14 protein-coding genes are annotated in these 20,950 nt (G+C 71.8%); 4 read left to right on the forward strand and 10 right to left on the reverse strand.

Annotation, left to right across the window (positions count from 1 at the left end; genetic code table 11):
• Nucleotides 1–34: 34 nt before the first annotated feature.
• The 6 genes from ACQEUX_RS20755 to ACQEUX_RS20780 form a co-directional block, all read right to left on the reverse strand.
• Nucleotides 35–3,097, reverse strand: coding sequence for an Rne/Rng family ribonuclease (locus ACQEUX_RS20755; protein WP_433050820.1), 3,063 nt, complete (start codon nt 3,095–3,097; stop codon nt 35–37).
• A 131-nt stretch (nt 3,098–3,228) separates the two neighbouring features.
• Complete coding sequence (locus ACQEUX_RS20760) at nt 3,229–4,041, reverse strand: TIGR03936 family radical SAM-associated protein (protein WP_433050823.1); 813 nt, start codon at nt 4,039–4,041, stop codon at nt 3,229–3,231.
• Nucleotides 4,042–4,198: 157 nt separating this feature from the next.
• Nucleotides 4,199–5,563: a type VII secretion-associated serine protease mycosin gene (gene mycP, locus ACQEUX_RS20765; RefSeq protein WP_433050826.1), complete on the reverse strand. Its 1,365-nt coding sequence runs from the start codon at nt 5,561–5,563 to the stop codon at nt 4,199–4,201.
• A gap of 10 nt (nt 5,564–5,573) precedes the next feature.
• Entirely contained in the window at nt 5,574–7,055 is a 1,482-nt protein-coding gene (locus tag ACQEUX_RS20770) for a hypothetical protein (protein WP_433050829.1), read from the reverse strand.
• A gap of 10 nt (nt 7,056–7,065) precedes the next feature.
• Nucleotides 7,066–7,506, reverse strand: a complete 441-nt coding sequence (locus ACQEUX_RS20775) for a hypothetical protein (RefSeq protein ID WP_433050832.1) — start codon at nt 7,504–7,506, stop codon at nt 7,066–7,068.
• 259 nt (nt 7,507–7,765) lie between these two features.
• Nucleotides 7,766–9,760 carry a TIGR03960 family B12-binding radical SAM protein gene (locus ACQEUX_RS20780; protein WP_433050835.1) on the reverse strand — a complete coding sequence of 665 codons (1,995 nt, stop codon included), beginning with the start codon at nt 9,758–9,760 and terminating at the stop codon, nt 7,766–7,768.
• Between the two features lie 157 nt (nt 9,761–9,917).
• Here ACQEUX_RS20780 and ACQEUX_RS20785 point away from each other — a divergent pair, with 157 nt between their 5' ends.
• Nucleotides 9,918–11,288, forward strand: coding sequence for a hypothetical protein (locus ACQEUX_RS20785; RefSeq protein WP_433050838.1), 1,371 nt, complete (start codon nt 9,918–9,920; stop codon nt 11,286–11,288).
• 146 nt (nt 11,289–11,434) lie between these two features.
• Here the strand turns inward: ACQEUX_RS20785 and ACQEUX_RS20790 are convergent, their stop codons facing one another.
• The 3 genes from ACQEUX_RS20790 to ACQEUX_RS20800 all read right to left on the reverse strand — a co-directional run bounded on the left by ACQEUX_RS20790 (nt 11,435) and on the right by ACQEUX_RS20800 (nt 17,332).
• Entirely contained in the window at nt 11,435–12,124 is a 690-nt protein-coding gene (locus ACQEUX_RS20790) for a lysophospholipid acyltransferase family protein (protein WP_433050841.1), read from the reverse strand.
• Between the two features lie 96 nt (nt 12,125–12,220).
• The gene (ileS, locus tag ACQEUX_RS20795) at nt 12,221–15,367 is read right to left on the reverse strand and encodes an isoleucine--tRNA ligase (RefSeq protein WP_433050844.1); all 3,147 of its coding nucleotides are present in this window, start codon (nt 15,365–15,367) and stop codon (nt 12,221–12,223) included.
• Nucleotides 15,368–15,781: 414 nt separating this feature from the next.
• The gene (locus ACQEUX_RS20800; RefSeq protein WP_433050847.1) at nt 15,782–17,332 is read right to left on the reverse strand and encodes an alkaline phosphatase D family protein; all 1,551 of its coding nucleotides are present in this window, start codon (nt 17,330–17,332) and stop codon (nt 15,782–15,784) included.
• A 196-nt stretch (nt 17,333–17,528) separates the two neighbouring features.
• Between ACQEUX_RS20800 and ACQEUX_RS20805 the strand changes: the two genes are divergently transcribed.
• Both ACQEUX_RS20805 and sigJ read left to right on the forward strand, forming a co-directional pair.
• Nucleotides 17,529–17,960, forward strand: a complete 432-nt coding sequence (locus ACQEUX_RS20805; protein WP_433057008.1) for a carboxymuconolactone decarboxylase family protein — start codon at nt 17,529–17,531, stop codon at nt 17,958–17,960.
• Nucleotides 17,957–18,832 carry an RNA polymerase sigma factor SigJ gene (sigJ, locus tag ACQEUX_RS20810; RefSeq protein WP_433050850.1) on the forward strand — a complete coding sequence of 292 codons (876 nt, stop codon included), beginning with the start codon at nt 17,957–17,959 and terminating at the stop codon, nt 18,830–18,832. The genes ACQEUX_RS20805 and sigJ overlap by 4 nt, the downstream gene beginning before the upstream one ends.
• Nucleotides 18,833–18,841: 9 nt before the next feature.
• On the opposite strand, the gene ndk is transcribed toward sigJ, so the two are convergent.
• Nucleotides 18,842–19,267: a nucleoside-diphosphate kinase gene (ndk, locus tag ACQEUX_RS20815; RefSeq protein ID WP_091409968.1), complete on the reverse strand. Its 426-nt coding sequence runs from the start codon at nt 19,265–19,267 to the stop codon at nt 18,842–18,844.
• A gap of 142 nt (nt 19,268–19,409) precedes the next feature.
• Between ndk and ACQEUX_RS20820 the strand changes: the two genes are divergently transcribed.
• A complete protein-coding gene (locus ACQEUX_RS20820) occupies nt 19,410–20,909 on the forward strand; it encodes a VOC family protein (RefSeq protein WP_433050854.1) in 1,500 nt (499 codons plus the stop codon).
• The last annotated feature ends 41 nt before the right edge of the window (nt 20,910–20,950 follow it).

Raw genomic sequence — 20,950 nt, forward strand, 5'->3', positions numbered from 1 at the left:
GCCGGGGAAGGGACCTCGTCAAACACGTGGCCGGTCAGGGGCGCGTCCGCCGACGGGCACCACCCCGGCGGGAACGGCGACGGCCGGTGCCACCCTCGGTGGCCTCGTCGTCGCCCTCACCGTCGGAGAGCGCGTCCGGGTCGTCCGCCGCGGCCAGCCGAGCCGACTCTCCCTGCTGACTGTCGGAGATCGCCGGCGCGGCGGCGGTGTCCGACTCGTAGCGGGACAGGTCGTAGCCCATGGTGTCCTGGTAGTCGGCGTCCGGTTCGGCGCTGGTGTCGGTGTCGACGACCTCGACCACGGCCCGCTCGGCCGGGGCGTTCTTGCGCGCCCGTCGGCGGGACGACGTGCTGCCCTGCTCGGCGGCCGGAGCGGCGGCCACCGACGAGGCGACCGCCTTGACCTTCTCCCCCGCAGCGGCAGGGCGCGGCTTCTCCGGCACCGGCTCGGTGTGGATGATGACGCCTCGACCCTTGCAGCACTCGCAGGTCTCGCTGAACGCCTCCAGCAGGCCCGCGCCGATCCGCTTACGGGTCATCTGCACCAGGCCCAGCGAGGTGATCTCGGTGACCTGGTGCTTGGTGCGGTCCCGGCCGAGGCACTCGGTGAGTCGGCGCAGCACCAGCTCACGGTTCGACTCCAGCACCATGTCGATGAAGTCGATCACCACGATGCCGCCGATGTCGCGCAGCCGGAGCTGGCGGACGATCTCCTCCGCCGCCTCCAGGTTGTTGCGGGTGACGGTCTCCTCCAGGTTGCCCCCGGAGCCGGTGTACTTGCCGGTGTTGACGTCGACGACCGTCATCGCCTCGGTGCGGTCGATCACCAGCGAGCCACCGGAGGGCAGGAAGACCTTGCGGTCCAGGCCCTTGATGATCTGCTCGTCGATCCGGTACTCGGCGAAGACGTCGCTCGTGCCGACGTGCCGGCGCACCCGGTCGACCAGATCCGGGGAGACGTGCGACAGGTACGACTCGACCATGTCGTACGACTGCTCGCCCTCGATCACCAGCTCGCGGAAGTCCTCGTTGAACAGGTCCCGGACCACCCGGATGACCAGGTCGGGCTCCCCGTAGAGCAGCACCGGAGCGCCACCCTCGGCGGCCTTGGCCTGGATGTCCTCCCACTGCGCCTGGAGCCGCTTGACGTCGCGGGCCAGCTCGTCCTCGCTGGCGCCCTCGGCGGCCGTACGGACGATCACGCCCGCGCCGTCCGGAACCAGCTTCTTCAGCACGTCCCGCAGCCGCTTGCGCTCGTTGTCCGGCAGCTTCCGGCTGATCCCGGAGGCGTTGCCGTTGGGCACGTAGACCAGGTGCCGGCCGGAGAGCGCGATGTGGCTGGTCAGCCGGGCGCCCTTGTGCCCGATCGGGTCCTTGGTGACCTGGACCAGCACCGAGTCACCGGAGCGCAGCGCCTGCTCGATCGAGCGGGCGCGCCCCTCCAGCCCGGAGGTGTCCCAGTTGACCTCACCGGCGTACAGCACCGCGTTGCGGCCTCGGCCGACGTCGACGAACGCCGCCTCCATGCTCGGCAGCACGTTCTGCACCTTGCCCAGGTACACGTTGCCGGCCATCGTCCCGGAGGAGTTGCGGGTGACGTAGTGCTCGACCAGCACGCCGTCCTCCAGGACGGCGATCTGGGTACGATCACCGCGCTGGCGGACCGCCATCACCCGGTCGACCGCCTCCCGGCGCGCCAGGAACTCCGACTCGCTGAGGATCGGCGGCCGGGTACGGCGCTGCTCGCGGCCATCCCGGCGGCGCTGGCGCTTGGCCTCCAGCCGGGTCGAGCCGGACACGCCCTGGACCTCGTCGACGGTCCGGCGCGGCTCACGGATCTTCACCACGGTCGGTACGCCGTCGTCGGCGGCACCCTCCGTGTCGCCGGCACCGCGGCGACGACGACGCCGGCGACGACGGGTCAAGCCGTCGCCCTCGACCTCCTCGTCCTCGTCGGCCTCGACCTCGGCGGTCTCTTCCTCATCGGCCTGCGCCGCCTCCTCGGACTCCTCGTCCTCGGCGTCGTCGGCCCCGCCCTTGCCCCGGCCCCGGCCGCGGCGACCACGCCGGCGGCGGCGGCGCGCGGCGGCGCTGTCCTCGTCTTCCTCATCCGCCTCGGCGGCCTCGTCGGCCTCCTCGGTCGGCTCCTCCTCGGCCTCGATCGCCTCGACCGGCTCCACCGGCTCGACCTCGCGGCGACCCCGCCGACGACGGCGGGACGGCTCGGCGGCCTCCTCGACGGCCGGCTCCTCCGCGACCGGTGCGGGCTCCACCGGTCGGGTCACCGGCACGGCGTCCGGCTGGGGTGCCATGAACAGCACGGTGGGCGCGGAGAGCGCGGCCCGCCGACGACGGGTACGCGGCTGCTCCGGCTCGACTTCGGCCGGCTCGTCCGTCACAGCGGCCACGGCGGCACCGGGCGACACCTCACCCGAGCGCTCCTGCGCACCACTGGTCCAGGCCGACTCGGCAGCGGTGGCGCTCGGGAGGGCCTCCGTGTCGTTCAACTCGGCCTCGGCCTCGCGCAGGTCGGACTCTGCCGGCTCCTCGGCCGGCTCCTCGATCGCGGGCACCTCTTCGACGGCGGCCGACTGCTCGGTGGCGGGCGGCTCCTCGACGGCGGCAGGTGTGGCCTTCTTGCGCCGGGTGCGGGTCACCTTGACCGGCGGAACCACCTCGGCCGACGCCGCCTCCGCGGAGGCGGCGACCAGCGGCTCCTCGGCGGTCGTCTCGACGGCGGTGGCCTTTCGGCGGCGCCGGGGGGTCTTCGGTGCGACATCCAGATCGCCGGAGACCGGGGCGAAGACCTCCGCCTGCGGCGACTCAGCACTGCCGGCCCCACCCGTGGGCGCCTCGATCGGCGCGTCGGTCTGCTCCGGCTGGTTCAGCGGGGTGGCCCGACGCCGGGTCGCCCGGGTACGCCGCACCGGCGCGGCGGGCTCGGCGCTCTCCGCGCCAGCCGGTTCCACCGAGGCCGAACCGGCGGCCGTGGTGGGGGTCGCGACGGCGGCGCCGTCGGTGGTGGTGCTCTGGTCAGCGGTTTCCCCGGCCGGCTGTGAACCGGTCCGTTCGCCGCCCTCGGGCTCGTTCTCGAGCATGGACGTTCTCCAGTTCTGGCTACCCCGGGCGCGGGTGAGCGCTGCCACGCAGGGTCGCCGCAAAAGTGTTTCCGCCGGGCGCGCGTGGTGCGCGACCGCCGAAGTCTGCCTGCCAGAACACCGACCGTCGGTCAGTGCCCAACGATGGCTGCCCCGTCGCGGTCCGCATCCAACGGATCCACGATCGCACCCTGCGCGGTCAACGTGCCCTGAGCCAGCCGGGTCACCCTCGGCGAAACCGGCGGCTCCAGGTCGGCCACCACGCGGAGGCCGGAAAGGACGTCATCGGGCCGTACGGACGGGGTGACCTGCCGCACGACCAGTTCGAGTATCGCACACGGTACGGCCGGCGCCCCGGAAGGCGTCGGCGTCGGCGCTACGACATCGATGGATATCACTGCGGCGCGGGCGTCGAACGTACGTCGGCCCTGCTTGGTCATCCGCTCGACCAGCACCTCGTCGGCCCCGACGAAGGCGTCCACCGCGGCGCTCAGCACCGCCGTGTCGACCTCGGGCAACTCGATGTGCCAGCGCGACGCCTCGATTCGGTCCGGTAGGTTGCCCCCCTCGGCGACCACCGCCTCCAGGACGTCCAGCCCTGGCGAGAGCGCGGCGTCCAACGCGGCGCGCAGCGCCTCCGGGTCGATCGCCTCCTGGAGGCCGATCTCCAGGTACTCCGCCTCGCTCGCCACCCCGGTGGGCGCGGCGCTGGCGTAGGAGATCTTCGGGTGCGGTGTGAAGCCCTGGGAGTAGGCGATCGGCACAGCGGCCCGGCGGAGCGCGCGCTCGAACGCCCGGGCGAAGTCCCGGTGCGAGGTGAACCGCAGCGGCCCGCGCTTGGCGTACCGGATGCGGACGCGCTGGACGACCGGTGCCTGGCCGCCCTCGGGTTGAGGCTTTCTGGCGATCGTGGGCTCCTCGGGTGTACCTGCGTGTCCGCCCATCCTGGCGCAGGGCCCGTGACGGTACGCAACCGGGGCGGTCACATCGCCCGGCAGACCGGTTCAAACCGGTCGGTTGGGTCGAGAGACCTCTCCTGGAAGGCCGATGGCCGGCCGCTGACCTCGGGGTCACCAGCCGGCCAGCAACGATCAGGACCGGTTACCGCTCCCTCGGTGGGGCGGGCGGCGCCCCCGGCGGCCCATAGCCGGATGGCGGGGCGTAACCGGAAGGAGGGGCGTAACCGGATGGTGGCGGATAGCCGGGCGGCGGGGCGTAACCCGCGCCCGGCGACGGGTACGCGGCGGGAGCCGCCTGGTCGAGCAGCTCGTCCGGTACGTGGGCAGCCAGGGCCGCCTCCCGCCGGTACCGACGGCGGTTCCAGATGAGGAACACCGCCAGCCCCAGCAGCAACACCAGCACCACTGCGACACCGATGACCACCACCATGACCTGCTGGTCGGTGGGGCCACCGCGATCGCCGTGCTGGGTGAGGTCGAACTCCTCATCCGCGCCCGCACTGCCGACCGGGTCCGGGTCGGTCGCCGCGGCCGGGTCGAGCAGCGGGTTGGCGGTGACCGGCGGCACGTTCGCGGTCAGCGCTCTCATCGGGTCGATCACCCCGAAGCCGTACTGCGGGTCCCGCCCGGACGGGCCGGCGTCCCGGGCGGTGCGGATGATCCTGTTGATCACGTTGGGTGCGTCGAGGTTCGGATACTTCGACCTGATCAACGCGGCAAGACCGGAGACGATCGCGGTGGAGTCGGAGGTGCCGTCGCCCCAGCCGTAACCCTGTTCGTTGAGCACGTTGTAGATGCCGTCGCCCGGAGCGGCGACCACCGCCTCCGGCCCCTGGACGGAGCCGGACCAGAACGTACCGCCCCGGGTCGTCCCGGTCACCGCGATCACACCCGGGGTGTTGGCAGGGTTGTCCACCACGACGCTGCCCTTGGCGGTGTTGCCGGCGGCGGCGACCACGACGACGTCGTTGTCCAACGCGTACTTGATCGCGCTCTCCTCCTCCGGGCTGGCCGCGCCCGGGGCACCAAGAGACATGTTGATCACCTTGGCGCCGCCGTCGACGGCCATCCGGATGCCGAGGGCCACCGCCGTGTCGCTGTTGGTCCCGGTGCCCTTGCGCAGCTTGATGGGCAGGATCTTCGCGCCCGGGGCGATGCCGTCCACGCCGTCGCGGCTGGCGTTCGTCGCCGCGATGATGCCGGCCATGTGCGTGCCGTGCCCGTCCTCGTCAGCCCGGCCATCTCCAGAGGCGCCGTAGCTGCGGCCACCGGGCAGCACCTGACCCCGCAGGTCCGGGTGAGTGGCTTCGACGCCACTGTCGAGCAGGGCCACGACCACGCCCCGCCCGGTCGATATCTTGTGCGCCTGGTCGATCCGGAGCTCGTCCAGATACCACTGCTCGGCCCGCCGGGGCGCGGCGGCCGCCGGTTGGGCGGCCCCCACCACCAGGATCCCCGCCAGCAGGCAGGCAGTTACCGACCGGAGCGCTCCGACGTTCACCCTCATCCGTCCGTCCTCATCGAAGGACACCCGGGGACGCCCCGTCACCGGGACCCCACGGATCGTCGTCCTCAGTCAACCACGACGAGTGCTCCGAGCCGGTGCCGCCGCCGTGCCCGGCGCCACCCGCGCCGCCCATCATGCCGCCGCCCATCATCCCGGCGCCCCCGATCCCGGCACCGCCACGCGCACCGCCCGCCATCCCGGCGCCGCCCGCGCCAGCGGCGGTGCGCAGCGCGTTCGCCGCGCTCGTCATCGGCGGGACCTTCCCGTTGCCGCCGCCCACCATGCCGGGAATACCACCCATGCCGATTCCGGCGCCCGCACCCAGACCACCGCCGGCGCCGATCCCGCCGGCCGCGCCGACGCCGGGCCCACCCCCGAAACCACCGCCGGCACCGCCGAGACCGGCGCTACCGACGCCGGCACCACCGATGCCACCACCCAGGCCGCCGACGCCGCTCGGGCTGGCGCCGGCCAGACCGCTGCTGTAGCCGTCGTCGCCGTCCGGGTAGCCCGGGTATCCGGAACCGGTCGGCGGGGGCGTGAGCTGGCCGGAGCCGTTGGGCGACGACCCATCGCCAAGCTCCCTGGAGGAGGGCGGGGAGAACGGATCGACGCTGGACGTGGGACCGCCCCCGTCGCCGATGCTCGGTGGCCTGCTGCCGATCGTGGGACCGCCACCGATGTCGGGCTTCCCACCGAATTCGCCACCACCGATGTCCGGTCGCCCCGTCGGCGGAATCCGGGGGTCGCGACGGACGTCGTCCGTGTCGCCCTGTCCATCCGGCCCCACCACGGTCAGCTTCGGACGCTCGGTGTAGACCGCCTTGGGCAGCGGCGCCATCGCCGTGTTCGCAGCCTGCTGATTGTCCCGGTACCAGTTGTCCAGATGGGACTTGGTGTCCCACCAGCCGCCCCGCTCCTTGTCCCCGGCCTGACCATCGACCTTCATGGTCGCTTCCAGGTCGTCGGCCTTGTCGCGGAACGCGCCGTCGGCGTACGACGCGGGGTTGTTCTGATAGTCCTGGCGCAGCGCGGCGAGGAAGCCCGACGCGCTCTCGCCGTCGCGGGCGTCGTCAAGCTCGGTGCCGTTGGGCAGGCTCCACTCGTTCAAACCGAAGTCGTCCATCAGCGGGATCGGGATCGTGGAGACCGACTTGCGGATGTCGCCCTCGATCCGCGTCAACGCGCCGCTGACGTTGCTCGCGTCGGTGATCAGATCCTCGATCTGCTTGCCGATCTTGCCGAGGTGCTCGCGGTACGCGTCACCGCCGCTGCCCTTCCAACCGGCGAGCAGCCCGGGCAGGCCGCCGACGTGCGGGCGTTCCTGACCTGTCGCGATCGGGCCGACGAACGATCGGCCGACGAGCGCGTCCCGCAGATGTTGCAGGCCGGCGGAGAGGTTGCTCCACCCCATGCCGACCGATCCGACCGTCTCCGGGTCGGCGGAGAGCGTCACCTCGCGGACGCACCGCTCCCAGGTTCCTCCAGCCATGACGTCCCCCTCAGGCGGTGTACGGGTAGGTGGGCGCGCCGCCGGCAGCGGGCGGCGGAGCAGCCGACTCCAGCAGTCGCTCGATTTCCTTGCCGTTGGCGGCGTTGCGCGCCTCGGTGTCGCGGAACGCCTTGGCGATGTCCTCGGTGCCCTCCTTCAGCGCGGCGAGCTTCTGGGTGAGCGTCTTGAGGTGCAACTCCATGTTCGCCGTGGACGTCTCAAGGGCCCGCCACTGCATTCGGGCGTCCTCGTACGCGCCGAAGGGGGTGCCGTTCGGAACAGTCTGGGCGTTGTTGCTGTCGCCCTTCATCCGCTCCTTGATGCGCTCCATCTCGTAGCTGAGGGTGTCCTCGACGTACTGCTTCAGCCGCTCGACGTACGCCGCGGCGGCGTCCAGGTCCTCGACGCTGACGTGCAGATCGCCGGTGTTCGGCGGCGGGATGTTACCCATGCGCTTCCTCCCCCGTTCCCGACCCGCCGGGTCGGTCCATGTCAGACGCAGCGTATCGAGTCTCGCCTAGTCGGGGCAGCCCCAGCCACCACTACCGCGCACAGGCCGCCGTCGATGGTGGGTGGGTCGCCGCGTCGGGGTGGTGCGCCGTGGAGCCCGACCAGCACCAACGGGCCCGCGAGACGCGGACCCGTTGGGTGACATGTCGGATGTGGAGGGTGGCGGTCGCCGCCACCCGGCGCTGCGTGCAGCGGTGGGGTCAGGCGGAGGGGTTGCCCGCCGGCACCTTCATGCCGTTACCGCCCAGCGGGGTGAGCGGCAGTAGCTTCTTGCCGGTCGGGCCGATCTGGATCTCGGTGTCCATCGATGGGCACACGCCACAGTCGAAGCAGGGCGTCCAGCGGCAGTCGTCCTGCTCGAACTCGCTGACCGAGTCCTGCCAGTCCTGCCAGAGCCAGTCCTTGTCCAGGCCCGAGTCCAGGTGGTCCCAGGGCAGGACCTCCAGCTCGTCGCGCTGACGGGTGGTGTACCAGTCGAGGTCCACCCCGAACGCGGGCAGCGTCTCGGCCGCCGCGTCCACCCAGCGCTGGTACGAGAAGTGCTCGCTCCACCCGTCGAACCGGCCGCCGTTCTCCCACACCTTGCGGATCACCGAGCCGACCCGGCGGTCACCCCTGGAGAGCAGGCCTTCGATCAGCGACGGCTCGCCGTCGTGGTAGCGGTAGCCGATGGCCCGGCCCAGCGAGCGGTCCGAGTTGATCGCCTGCTTGAGGATCTTGAGCCGGTGGTCGATGACCTCCGGACGTTCCATCGCGGCCCACTGGAACGGGGTGTGCGGCTTCGGCACGAACCCGCCGATGGACACCGTGCAGCGGATGTCCTTGGAGCCGGTGGCGGCCCGACCTGCCTTGATCACCTCGTGCGCCATGTCCGCGATTTCGAGGACGTCCTCGTCCGTCTCGGTGGGCAGGCCGCACATGAAGTAGAGCTTCACCTGCCGCCACCCGTTGCTGTACGCGGTGACGACGGTGCGGATCAGGTCTTCCTTCGACACCATCTTGTTGATGACCTTGCGGATCCGCTCCGACCCGCCCTCCGGGGCGAAGGTCAGGCCGGTACGCCGCCCGTTGCGGGACAGCTCCTGCGCGAGATCGATGTTGAAGGCGTCCACCCGGGTCGACGGCAGCGACAGCGAGACGTTGGTGCCCTCGTACTGCTGGGCGAGGCCCGAGCACATGTCACCGATCTCGGAGTGGTCCGCCGAGGAGAGCGACAGCAGGCCCACCTCGGAGAAGCCGGAGAACTCCAGCCCCTCGCGGACCATCTGCCCGACCGTGGTGATCGACCGCTCCCGCACCGGACGGGTGATCATGCCCGCCTGACAGAACCGGCAGCCCCGGGTGCAGCCCCGGAAGATCTCCACCGCGTACCGCTCGTGCACCGTCTCGGCGAGCGGGACGAGGGGCTTCTTCGGGTACGGCCAGGCGTCCAGGTCCATCGTCGTGCGCTTGTGCACCCGGAACGGCACGTCCGCCCGGTTCGGCACGACCCGCTGGATCCGCCCGTCCGGCAGGTAGTCGACGTCGTAGAAGCGCGGCACGTAGACGCTCTCGGTGCGGGCCAGCCGCAGCAGCAGCTCGTCGCGGCCCCCCGGGGAGCCCTCGGCCTTCCACTCCCGGACGATCGCGGTGATCTCCAGGACCGCCTCCTCACCGTCGCCGAGGACCGCGGCGTCGATGAAGTCGGCGATCGGCTCCGGGTTGAACGCGGCGTGCCCGCCGGCCAGGATCACCGGGTCGGCGTCGGTGCGGTCGGCGGCCAGCATCGGGATGCCGGCCAGGTCGATCGCGGTGAGCATGTTGGTGTAGCCCAGCTCGGTGGAGAAGGAGATGCCGAACACGTCGAAGTCGCGTACCGCCCGGTGTGCGTCGACGGTGAACTGCGGCACGCCGTGCGTGCGCATCAGGGTCTCCAGGTCCGGCCAGACCGCGTACGTCCGCTCGGCGAGGGTGTCGGGCAGCTCGTTGAGCACCTCGTAGAGGATCTGCACGCCCTGGTTGGGTAGGCCCACCTCGTACGCGTCGGGATACATCAGCGCCCAGCGCACGGTCGCCGCGTCCCACTCCTTTGTTACCGCACCCAACTCGCCCCCGACGTACTGGATGGGCTTGGAGATCTGGGGCAGCAGCGGCTCGAGCTGGGACCAGACGGAGTTGGACGCGGTCGCGCGCGGCGTCGGGGACGGGGCACTCATGATGCCCAAGGGTACGCGCCCGTCCGCCGGTGACCGCGCGCGACGCCACGATCCCGGATCGGTGCCGTTGCCGTGGGTGGCCTCGGCCACGATGCCCGGTCGTCGGCGGTGGCGGCGCGGTACTAACCTCGGACCGGCGCGAGAGGAGATTGCCGCGATGCCCGAGCCCCAGCCGGGAGCACGGCCGGCCGACGGGAGCACCCCGGGCGCGGAGCCGGACCTGGATCCGGCGGCCGCCGACGAGCCGACCTCCCCAGCCGTACCCCCGGACCAGCCGCAACCCGCGACGCAACCGGAACCCGCAGCGCAACCGGAACCGGCGACGCGCCAGGAACCCGCAGCGCAGCCAGAACCGGCGACGCGCCAGGAACCCGCGACGCGGCTGGAGCACTCGACGCAGCCCACGGCCCTGAGCCAGCCAGCGCCCGCGGCGGGGCCGACCGCACCGGGCCGGACGGAGCCGTCGGCTCAGCCCGAGCCCGCCGCCACCGCGGAGGTCCCCGCGCCGAAATGGACCGGCTCGGCCCCGGTGCCGCCCCCGCTGCCGCGCCGACCCGTCTGGGGCGAGTCGGCCGAGCCGACCCCGCCGCCGCCCGTTCCCGTCGGGCCGCCGGAGCACCAGACCCCGGTCGACCCCTGGGCCGGCGTGGACACCGGCGGCTGGGACCTGCCCTCCGCCGAGTTGCCTCCGCTGCCCCCGACGGTGCCCTACCCGGCGCCGCCGGCGACCCGGCAGTGGTCCGGTCCGCCCGCTCCCCCGCTCGGGCCGCACCCGGCGCCTCCGCCGCCCGCCCCGATGCCACCGCACGCCGCGCCCAGGCCACCGCAGGCCGCCCGGCCCATGACACCGACCCGGCCGATGTCGCCGCCCGCACCGCCCGCCAAGCTGCCGAAGCAGCGCCGGGGCCGGCGGTCCGCCACGCCACCCATGCCGCCACCGCCGGGCTGGCAGGCCCCCAAGGGGTACGTCCCGGTCCGTCGGCGTCGCCGCTGGCCGTGGCTGCTGCTGCTCACCCTGGCCTGCTGCTGCGGCTGCCCCGCCTACTACGGGTTCCCGATCTCAGCCCAGTACCCGGCCCGGGCGGCACTGCCCACGCAGGTGAACGACCTGAGCCTGCGTCAGGACGATCGCAGCGCGGACGCCGCCCGACAGTTGGAGGGTGAGGTACGCAAGGAGCACTTGCTGGCCGAGGACACCTTCGCCGGCGTCTACGCCACGCCCGGCGGCAAGCAGGTGACGGTGTTCGGCGGCACCGGCTTCCGACTGACCCCGGAGGCGGACGCGGAGGCCGAGATCAGCCGGCTCAGCGAGCGGTACGCGCTGGAGGCCCCCGAGACCGTGGACACCGGTGTGCGGGGCAGGTACGAGCGCTGCGCGGTGGGTCGAAACGACGGCAGCGAGGTGGTGGTCTGCACCTCCGTCGACCACGGCAGCATCGCGACCGGTGTGTTCACCCGGCTGTCCGTCGCCGACAGCGCGGCCCTGCTGTCCACCCTGCGCAGCGAGATCGTCCAACCCAAAGCCTGAGACTCCCGCACCCCCACCCCACGCCCCGACTGACGTCGATCAAGAGGTTTCGGTCAGTACCAGCCCCGCCAGTGACGCAAACTTCTTGATCAACCGGGCGGGTGGGGTGGGACCGGGGGTGGGTGGGGTGGGGGTGGGGGGGTTGGTCAGGCTTCGCGGGTGGGGTCGGGGTGGGCGCGCGGCGGGGCGTAGCGGGGTACGTACTCCTGGCCGGTGAGCTTCTGGATCTCGCTCATCAGCTCGTCGGTCATCTGCCGCAGCGACGCGCGGTCGTCCGGCCGGCCGGTGAAGTCCAACGGCTTGCCGAACCGTACGGTGATCTTGGCGCTGCCGGGGCGGGGCACCCGGGCACCGATCGGCTGTGCCTTGTCCGTGCCGATCATGCCGACCGGGATGATCGGCACACCGGCCGAGATCGCCAGCCGGGCCGCTCCGGTCCGCCCCCGGTAGAGCTTGCCGTCCGGTGAGCGGGTGCCCTCCGGGTAGACCACCACCAGGTCGCCGCCCTTCAACGCCGGGATAGCCGCGTCGAAGGCGGACAGCGCGGCCCGGCCGCCGGCCCGCTCGACCGGAATGGCGCCCAGGCCGGTGAGCACGAACTTGGAGATCGCGCCCTTCACACCGGTGCCCTTGAAGTACTCCGACTTCGCCCAGAACGCGAGATGCCGGGGCACGACCGTGCCGAGGAACAGCTCGTCGGCCACCGAGAGGTGGTTGCCGGCGAAGATCGCGCCGCCGGTCTCCGGCACGTGTTCCAGCCCCTCCACGGTCGGGCGGAACGCCAACCGCAGCGTGGGCGCCACGGTCAGCTTGCCGATGGTGTAGAGCAGGGGCACTGGTCCTCCGGCAGATCAGGTGCGAGCAGGCGGTGTCACGGTAGCGGACGCCTCCACACCCCGCAGACGGAGGTGCGGAGGCGTCCGTACCCGCGCTTACGAGCGGCGGACGGTCACCGTCACCCGCTCGCCCTCGCCCACCTCGCCGGCGAAGCCGTCGAGGCCCTCGGCGAAGTCCACCGTGTCGGCCAGCACCTCCCCGGACACGAAGTCGATGTACGCGGCCACCGCCGCGCGCACCTCCTCGGAGGCCGACACCGACACCACGATCCGGTCCGAGACGTCCAGGTCGGCGTCCCGGCGGGCCTGCTGCACCACCCGCACCACGTCGCGGGCCAGCCCCTCGGCGGCCAACTCCGGCGTGACCTCGGTGTCCAGCACCACCACGCCCTCGCCGCCGGGCAGCGGCGCCGAGTGCTCGGCGTCGGCGGCCACCAGGCGCAGCTCGTACTCACCCTCGGCGAGGGTGACGCCGGCGGCCACCGGGGCACCGTCGACCAACTCCCAGTCGCCCGCCTTGACCGCCTTGATCACCTGCTGCACCTGCTTGCCGACCCGCGGGCCGAGCGCCCGGGGCACCACGGTCAGGACCTGCTCGCAGTACGCGGACAGCTCCGCGCTGAACTCCACCGCCTTCACGTTGACCTCGTCGACGACCAGGTCGGCGAACGGGCGCAGCTGGTCCGCCGCCGGCGAGGCCACGGTCAGCTTGGACAGCGGCAGCCGCACCCGCAGCCCCTTGGCCTTGCGCAGCGACAGCGCCGCCGAGGCGACCGCCCGGGTGGCGTCCATCGCGGCGACGAGGTCGTGGTCGGCCGGGAACTCGCTCGCCTCCGGCCAGTCGGTCAGGTGCACCGAACGCTCCCCGGTCAGCCCACGCCAGATCTCCTCCGCGGTCAGCGGCGCCAGCGGCGCCACCACCCGGCAGAGCGTCTCCAGCACGGTCGACAGCGTGTCGAACGCGTCGGCGTCGCCGGACCAGAACCGGTCCCGGGAGCGACGCACGTACCAGTTGGTCAGCGCGTCCAGGTAGGACCGGACGGTGGCGCACGCGCCCGAGATGTCGTACGCCTCCATCTGCGCGCCGACCGTCGACACCAACTCGTTCGTCTTCGCCAGGACGTACCGGTCGAGCAGGTGCGGCGAGTCCGTACGGCGTCGCGCCTGGTAACCGTCCGCGTTGGCGTAGAGCGAGAAGAAGTACCAGACGTTCCACAGCGGCAGCAGCACCTGCCGGACGGCGTCCCGGATGCCCGCCTCGGTGACCGCCATGTCGCCGCCGCGCAGCACCGGCGAGGACATCAGCATCCAGCGCATCGCGTCCGAGCCGTACGCGTCGAAGACGTGGTAGACGTCCGGGTAGTTGCGCAGGCTCTTGGACATCTTGCGCCCGTCCGAGCCGAGCAGGATGCCGTGGCTCAGGCAGTTGCGGAACGCCGGCCGGTCGAACAGCGCGGTGGCCAGCACGTGCATGGTGTAGAACCAGCCGCGGGTCTGCCCGATGTACTCGACGATGAAGTCACCCGGGTAGTGGTGCTCGAACCAGTCCGCGTTCTCGAACGGGTAGTGCACCTGGGCGAACGGCATCGACCCGGACTCGAACCAGCAGTCCAGCACCTCCGGCACCCGGCGCATCATCGACTTGCCGGTCGGGTCGTCCGGGTTGGGGCGGACCAGGTCGTCCACCGCGGGCCGGTGCAGGTCGCTGAGGCGTACGCCGAAGTCCCGTTCGATGTCGGCCAGCGAGCCGTAGACGTCCAGCCGTGGGTAGTTCGGGTCGTCGGACTTCCACACCGGGATCGGTGAACCCCAGAACCGGTTCCGGCTGATCGACCAGTCCCGGGCGTTGGCCAGCCACTTGCCGAACGAGCCGTCCTTGATGTGCCCCGGCGTCCAGTTGATCTCCTGGTTCAGCTCGACCATCCGGTCCCGGAACTGGGTGACCGCGACGAACCACGACGACACCGCCTTGTAGACCAGCGGGGTGTCGCAGCGCCAGCAGTGCGGGTACGAGTGGGTGTAGGTGTCCTGCTTGAGCACCACCCCCCGCTCCTTGAGTTCCCGGATCACCGGCTTGTTGACGTCGAAGACCTGCTCACCCTGGTACGGCGGGACCAGCGCGGTGAACCGGGTGTGGTCGTCCACGGTGACGATGGTGGGGATGCCGGCGGCGTTGCAGACGTTCTGGTCGTCCTCACCGAACGCCGGGGCCAGGTGCACGATCCCGGTGCCGTCCTCGGTGGTGACGAACTCCGCGCCGAGCACCTGGTAGGCGTTCTCCCCGGCCTGCTCGACGAGGAAGTCGTACAGCGGGGTGTAGCGGCGCCCGACCAGGTCCCGGCCGTACACCGTGCCGACCTGCTCGTACCCGTCCAGCTCCTTGGCGTACGCCCCGAGTCGGGCGGCACCCACGACGTAGCGGTCGCCGTCGCGTTCCAGCACCGCGTACTCGATGTCGGGGCCGACGGCGAGTGCCAGGTTGGACGGCAGGGTCCACGGCGTGGTGGTCCAGACGCCCAGCTTGACCGGCCCCCGCAGCAGCTCCGGCGCGGACTCGTCGGCGGTCAGCCCGAACCACACGGTCAGGGTCGGGTCGTGCCGGTCCCGGTAGACGTCGTCCATCCGGGTCTCGGTGTTCGACAGCGGCGTCTCGCAACGCCAGCAGTACGCCAATACCCGGAAACCCTCGTAGATCAGACCCTTGTCGTGCAGGGTCCTGAAGGCCCACATGACGCTTTCCATGTAGTCCAGGTCGAGCGTCTTGTAGTCGTTGGCGAAGTCGACCCAGCGGGCCTGCCGGTTGATGTACCGCTCCCAGTCCTGGGTGAACTCCAGCACCGAGGCGCGACAGGCCTCGTTGAACCGGGCCACGCCCAGGTCGATGATCTCCGCCTTGCTGGTGATGCCGAGCTGCTTCTCGGCCACCACCTCGGCGGGCAGGCCGTGGCAGTCCCAGCCGAAGCGCCGCTCGACGTGCCGACCACGCATGGTCTGGTAGCGCGGCACCACGTCCTTGACGTAGCCGGTGAAGAGGTGGCCGTAGTGTGGCAGGCCGTTGGCGAACGGCGGGCCGTCGTAGAAGACGTACTCGTTCTTGCCGTCGGTCCCGGCCGGACGGGCCTCGACCGACGCCTCGAAGGTCTTGTCGGCCGTCCAGTGCTCCAGCACCCGGCGCTCGACCGCGGGCAGGTCCGGGCTCGCCGGCACACCGGCGGCGGTCGGGTCGTGCAACGGATAGGCCATCGGGGGTCGCTCTCCTCGCAGCTCACTCATCGGTGGGTCTGCGAGGACGAGCGTCTCCGGGGACGCCTCGACGGCGCTCCCGGGTGGCCCGCGGTACCACCCCGCTTGGCGGTCAGGATCGACCGCCCGCTCATTGGCCGGCTGTGACGGGCCGGACCCGTCCGGTTCTACTGGGCCGGTTGCCCGGCTGTTCTTCCGGAGGCTCACCGGTGATGGCCGGGTCATCGCCTTACGGTGCCCACGATACTCGACCACCCCACCACCCCGCCCCCGAGTAATCCCCCACCCGCCGCCCACCCGCCACGCCCCCGCCGCTCCCCCGTTGATCATGAAGTTATTGCCCGCCGTGACGGCGGGTCCTGACGACAACTTCATGATCAACGGGGGGAGGTGAGACGGGGGTGGGGTTGGGGGTCAGGGGGCCGGGAGGGTGGTGCTCCAGAGGGCGGCACCGTCGCGGTCGCGCAGGTGGACCGTCAGGGCCTCCGACTCGCCGTCGATGGAGACCTCACCGAAGTGCTGGAAACCCTCCGCCGGGGAGGTGTTGGCCAGCGGCGGGGCGTGCACGAAGACCGCCTGCGGGCCGAACGTTCCGTCCAGCGCGTTCGGGCCGAACGCGCCGGCGTGTGCCGGGCCGGAGACGAACTCCCAGAACGGGGTGAAGTCACCGACCGCCGCGCGGGACGGGTCGTAGTGGTGGGCGGCGGTGTAGTGCACGTCGGCGGTGAGGAAGACCATGCCGGTCACCCCGGCCCGGTGGGTGGCCCGCAGCACCTCGGCGAACTCCAGCTCACGTCCGGCCGGCGCGCCCGGGTCGCCCTGCGCGACACCCTCCTGCGCCGCCGGACCGTCCGGCACCACGACGCCGATGGGCAGGTCGTTGGCGATCACCTTCCAGGTCGCCTTCGACCGCTTCAACTCCCGGATCAGCCACTCCCGCTGTTCGCGGCCGAGCAGGCCGCGCTTCGGGTCGGCGTACGTGTTGCCGTCGTTCGGGTCCTTGTGGGTCCGCATGTCGAGCACGAACACGTCCAGCAGCGGCCCGTACGACAGCCGCCGGTACATCGGCCCGTCCACCGGCACCGGCAGCCACTCGTTGAACGCCTGACGGGCCCGCGCGGCGAGCACGTCCACCCGCTGCTCGGTGTAGCGCGGGTCGTCCAGCACCTCACCCGGGTACCAGTTGTTGAGCACCTCGTGGTCGTCCCACTGGTTGATCTGCGGCACCGCCGCGGCGAACTCCCGCAGGTGCTCGTCGAGCAGGTTGTACGCGAACTGGCCCCGGTACTCGGCCAGCGTCTCGGCGACCTTGCTCTTCTCCGGTGTCACCAGGTTGCGCCAGATCCGTCCGTCGGGCAGCGTCACCGACTCGACCAGCGGGCCGTCGGCGTACACCGTGTCACCGCTGCACAGGAAGAAGTCCGGCCGGGTCTGGCGCATCGCCCGGAAGATCGACATCCCACCGAAGTCCGGGGCGATGCCCCACCCCTGCCCGACGACGTCCCCGGTCCAGACGAATTTCACGTCGCGTCGCCGGTGCCGACCTGGTGCGGTGGTCAGCGACCCGGTCAGTGGCTCGCTGACCACCCCGTGCCGATCCAGGCTCTCCACCCGGACCCGGTAGTGCAGCCGCTCGGCGTCCGGCAGGCCCCGCAGCCGGACCTTTCCGGTGAGGTCGCCGTTCGGGGTGAGCACCGGGCCGCGCAGCTTCCGCGCCCCACGGAAGTCGGGCCGACGGCTCACCTCGACCAGCATCCGGCCCGGCCGGTCGGCCCGCGTCCAGACCAGCGCCGAGTCCGCGGTGACGTCACCGCTCTGCACGCCGTGGGTGAGTACCGGGCGTCCCGCCGGGCGCCAGGCCGGGGCCGCGGTCGCGCCAGCGCCGCCCAGCAGGGCGCCGCCGGCGACTCCGGCACCGGCCACGAGGCCAGCTCGCAGCAGGGTACGTCGATCAAGCTCGGTCATGCTTCCTCCCAATCATGGGTTGAGCCCGTCGGTCTACCGGCCGGAGATGACCGTGATCGGCGACGTGGGTGACGCGAGCCGGAACGCTGGTTGTCCGGTCGGCATGACCGGAGTCACAGCCTCGGCTGTCACGCCGCCCCCCGTCCCACCCGTCGTGAGGGTGTCGAACCGATCAGGGGAGGTAGTCATGCAGCGAATGAATCCCAGTGAGGTGGCGCCGAAGGCGTACCAGGCCGTCATGGGGCTCGAGAAGTACGTCCGGTCGAACGTCGACCACACCGTGCTGGAGCTGGTCAAGCTGCGGGCGTCGATGATCAACGGATGCGCGTTCTGCGTGGACATGCACAGCCAGGACGCGCTCGCCAACGGCGAGTCGAGCCGGCGGCTGTTCGCGGTGGCCACCTGGCGGGAGTCGCCGTTCTTCGACGAGCGGGAGCGGGCCGCACTGGACCTCACCGACGCCGTCACCCGGCTCGGCGAGCACGGGGTGCCGGACGAGGTGTGGGACGCCGCCGCGAAGGTCTGGTCGGAGAAGGAACTGGCCGACCTCGTCATCGCGATTGCCACAATCAACGTGTGGAATCGGATCGGGGTGACCATGCGGTTGGAGCCTCCGGCACAGGCGTGACCACCGAGGCGGCAGAGGCGGCCGGTGCGCTCCAGGCGCACCGGCCGATGCTGCTCGGGCTCGCCTACCGCCTGCTCGGCAGCCGGCACGACGCCGAGGACGTGCTCCAGGAGGCGTACCTGCGCTGGCTCGGCGTGGACCGGTCGACGGTCGAAGAGCCACGGAGGTACCTGTCCCGGGTGGTCACCCGCCTGGCCCTGGACCGGTTGCGGGCCCGGCAGGCAACGCGCGAGACGTACGTCGGCACCTGGCTGCCCGAGCCGGTGCCGACCACGCCCTCGCCGTTCGGGCCGTTGGACCGCGCGGAACTACGCGACTCGCTCTCCACCGCGTTGTTGCACGTCCTGGAGCGGCTCACCCCGCCGGAGCGGGCGGTGTACGTCCTGCACACGGCCTTCGAGCTGCCGTACGCCGAGATCGCCGAGATCCTGGACCGGACCCCGGAGGACTGCCGCCAGCTCCACCATCGCGCCACCGCGCGGGTACAGCAGGAGCAGCGCCGCTTCACCGCCAGCCGTGCCGAACGCGAACGACTGCTGGACGCGTTCCTCGCCGCCGCCCGCGACGGTGACCTGGCGACACTCACCGGTCTGGTCGCTGCCGACGCCATCGCGTGGAACGACGGCGGTGGCCGGGTGCGCGCGGCCCTCAACCCGGTCGGCGGTTCGGATCGGATCGCCCGTTTCTACGCCGGGATCTACGGCCAACGCCACCGTGTGACGATTGACCGGATCGAGCTCAACGGGGAACCCGGTGTGCTGATCACCCGGGCGGACGGCAGTCGGTACACCCTCACCATCGCCGCGGCGGACGGCCAGATCACCGGGATCTACGTGGTCGGCAATCCGACGAAACTGCCCCCGGCCAGCTGAAGCGGAGCGTCAGCCCAACTCGGGGAACCAGAGCGCGATCTCGCGCTTGGCGCTGTCCGTCGAGTCGGAGGCGTGCACGAGGTTCTCCCGGTTGGACAGCGACAGGTCGCCACGGATGGTGCCGGCGGCGGCCTTGCGCCCGTCGGTGGCACCGACCAGCCCGCGGACCACGTCGATCACCTGGTCGCCGGAGAGCACCAGAGCGACCAACGGACCGCCGGTCATGAAGTCCTTCAGCGGCGGGTAGAACGCCTTGTCGACGTGCTCGGCGTAGTGCTCGTCAGCGAGCGCGGCGTCCATCGTCCGGTGCACCATCGCGTCGATCCGCAGCCCCTTGCGCTCGAAGCGGGAGAGGACCTCGCCGACCAGGCCGCGGCGAACCGCGTCGGGCTTGATCAGAACGAGGCTGCGCTCATCCGGGCTGTTGCTGGACACGCTGGGTTCCTCCTGTACGCGCTGAACGCTCGGGATCGGTACGGTCAGCCTAGCGACCCGGTCCCGGCGCCGGCGCGGCGGCCGGTCTTTCCCCCGGTGGCCGATTCGGCCTAGCCTGGCCCTGACCCCCGGGAGGTCCACTGTGGCGAATGGCGGGAACCGACCCATCGCGCCGGTACGCAAGCTGATCGGCACGGTGCTGGGCACCGTGGCCACGTTCGTCGTCCTGTTCGGGCTGGGCATGACCAGTTGGGCCATCGTGGCACTCGGGGTCGCCCTGCTGGTGCTGGCGATCGCGCTGGCGACCGTACGCGGCGGCGGGCGCACCTGGGTGGTCGGCGTCGGGCACGTGCACAGCGCCTCCGAACCACCCACCCAGTACGCCTTCGGCCGCTGCGAACTGCAACTGGTGATCGACGCGCCCGGCCTGCCGCCCCGATCCAAGAAGATCATCGAGCCGCGGGTGCCGGTCTCCAAGTGGCCGTCGCTGGGCCAGACCCTGCCGATCCGCGTCGCGTTGGACGACCAGCGGCACGTCAAGGTCCTCTGGGACGAGGTGCCGACCCACGCCGAGACCGCCGCCGCCGTCGCCGACCTCCCGCCGGAGTTCGCCGACGCCGACGCGGTGGACGAGGTGCTGATCCAGCAGGATGCCCCGCCGTGGGCCGACCGCGCACCGGACGACGACTTCCGGGACGACTTCCGCGACCCGCTCGGTGACCCGTTCCGGGACCCACTCGGCCCCGACCCGTTGCGCACCGACCCCCTGCGCAGCGACCCTTTGCGTGACGACCCGGGTGTCGTGCCGGATGAACGCGAGCCCGTGGTGATGCACCAGAGCCCGGGCGGCCCGGTGGTGTTGGAGGGCGTCGTCGTCGAGCAGCAGAGCAGCGGCGGGCTGCCCCGGCGGGCCACCCCGGCGCCGCGCCCGCCCGCCGAGGAGCGCTTCGACGAGCCCGGCGCCGACCGGTTCGACGCGCCGGAGGACGACCGGGTGGCCCCGCCCGCCGAGGACCCCTTGGACCGGCCCAGCGCAGAGCGCTTCGATCCGCCCAGCGCAGAGCGCTTCGATCCGCCCAGGGCGCAGCGCTTCGATCCGCCGCCCGCGCAGCGGTCCGGTCCGGGCGCGACCGACCCACTCGACCCGCTCGACCTTCCGCTGGATGACCCCTCCCCGGCCGGTGCGGCGCGCGAGACCGTCAGCGATGAGGAACTGGACGAGGCGATCTTCGGGTTCGACGCCGGCGCGGCGGCGGACCCGGCCGGACCCATCAGCGGGGTGGGGCTCACCCTGCTGGTGACCGACCTCTCCCGGTCGCTCGGCTTCTACCGCGACATGCTGGGCTTCACCGAGGTCGACCAGGGCGCCCACAACGCCGTACTCGCCTCCGGCACGACCCGACTCGTCCTGCGCGAGGTGACCGGGGCGGCGCCGATCAGCCGCCGACTGGTACACGTCAACCTTGAGGTGGACGACATCGAAGCGGCGTACGAGCGGTTGCGCGAGTCGGGCGTCCGCTTCACGTACGCGCCCCGGGTGGTCAACCGGGGCACCAAGCTGGAGGTGTGGGCGGCGGCCTTCCGCGACCCGGACGGCCACGGCATCGCCCTCACCCAGTGGCGCGAACGCGCCGACGCCTGACCCGGCCCGCTCGCCTCGGCCTCCCGCCGACCGGGTCGGGC

It is taken from the genome of Micromonospora sp. CA-259024 (genome assembly GCF_050936255.1).
Taxonomy (GTDB): Bacteria; Actinomycetota; Actinomycetes; order Mycobacteriales; family Micromonosporaceae; genus Micromonospora.

What these genes read in the sequence shown, in the direction of transcription:
- mycP (WP_433050826.1), bottom strand. Translation starts at nt 5,563, where the DNA reads ATGAGGGTGAACGTCGGAGCGCTCCGGTCGGTAACTGCCTGCCTGCTG.
- ACQEUX_RS20780 (WP_433050835.1), bottom strand. Translation starts at nt 9,760, where the DNA reads ATGAGTGCCCCGTCCCCGACGCCGCGCGCGACCGCGTCCAACTCCGTC.
- ACQEUX_RS20800 (WP_433050847.1), bottom strand. Translation starts at nt 17,332, where the DNA reads ATGACCGAGCTTGATCGACGTACCCTGCTGCGAGCTGGCCTCGTGGCC.
- ACQEUX_RS20755 (WP_433050820.1), bottom strand. Translation starts at nt 3,097, where the DNA reads ATGCTCGAGAACGAGCCCGAGGGCGGCGAACGGACCGGTTCACAGCCG.
- ACQEUX_RS20770 (WP_433050829.1), bottom strand. Translation starts at nt 7,055, where the DNA reads ATGGCTGGAGGAACCTGGGAGCGGTGCGTCCGCGAGGTGACGCTCTCC.
- ACQEUX_RS20775 (WP_433050832.1), bottom strand. Translation starts at nt 7,506, where the DNA reads ATGGGTAACATCCCGCCGCCGAACACCGGCGATCTGCACGTCAGCGTC.
- ileS (WP_433050844.1), bottom strand. Translation starts at nt 15,367, where the DNA reads ATGGCCTATCCGTTGCACGACCCGACCGCCGCCGGTGTGCCGGCGAGC.
- ACQEUX_RS20785 (WP_433050838.1), top strand. Translation starts at nt 9,918, where the DNA reads ATGCCCGAGCCCCAGCCGGGAGCACGGCCGGCCGACGGGAGCACCCCG.
- ACQEUX_RS20760 (WP_433050823.1), bottom strand. Translation starts at nt 4,041, where the DNA reads ATGGGCGGACACGCAGGTACACCCGAGGAGCCCACGATCGCCAGAAAG.
- ACQEUX_RS20805 (WP_433057008.1), top strand. Translation starts at nt 17,529, where the DNA reads ATGAATCCCAGTGAGGTGGCGCCGAAGGCGTACCAGGCCGTCATGGGG.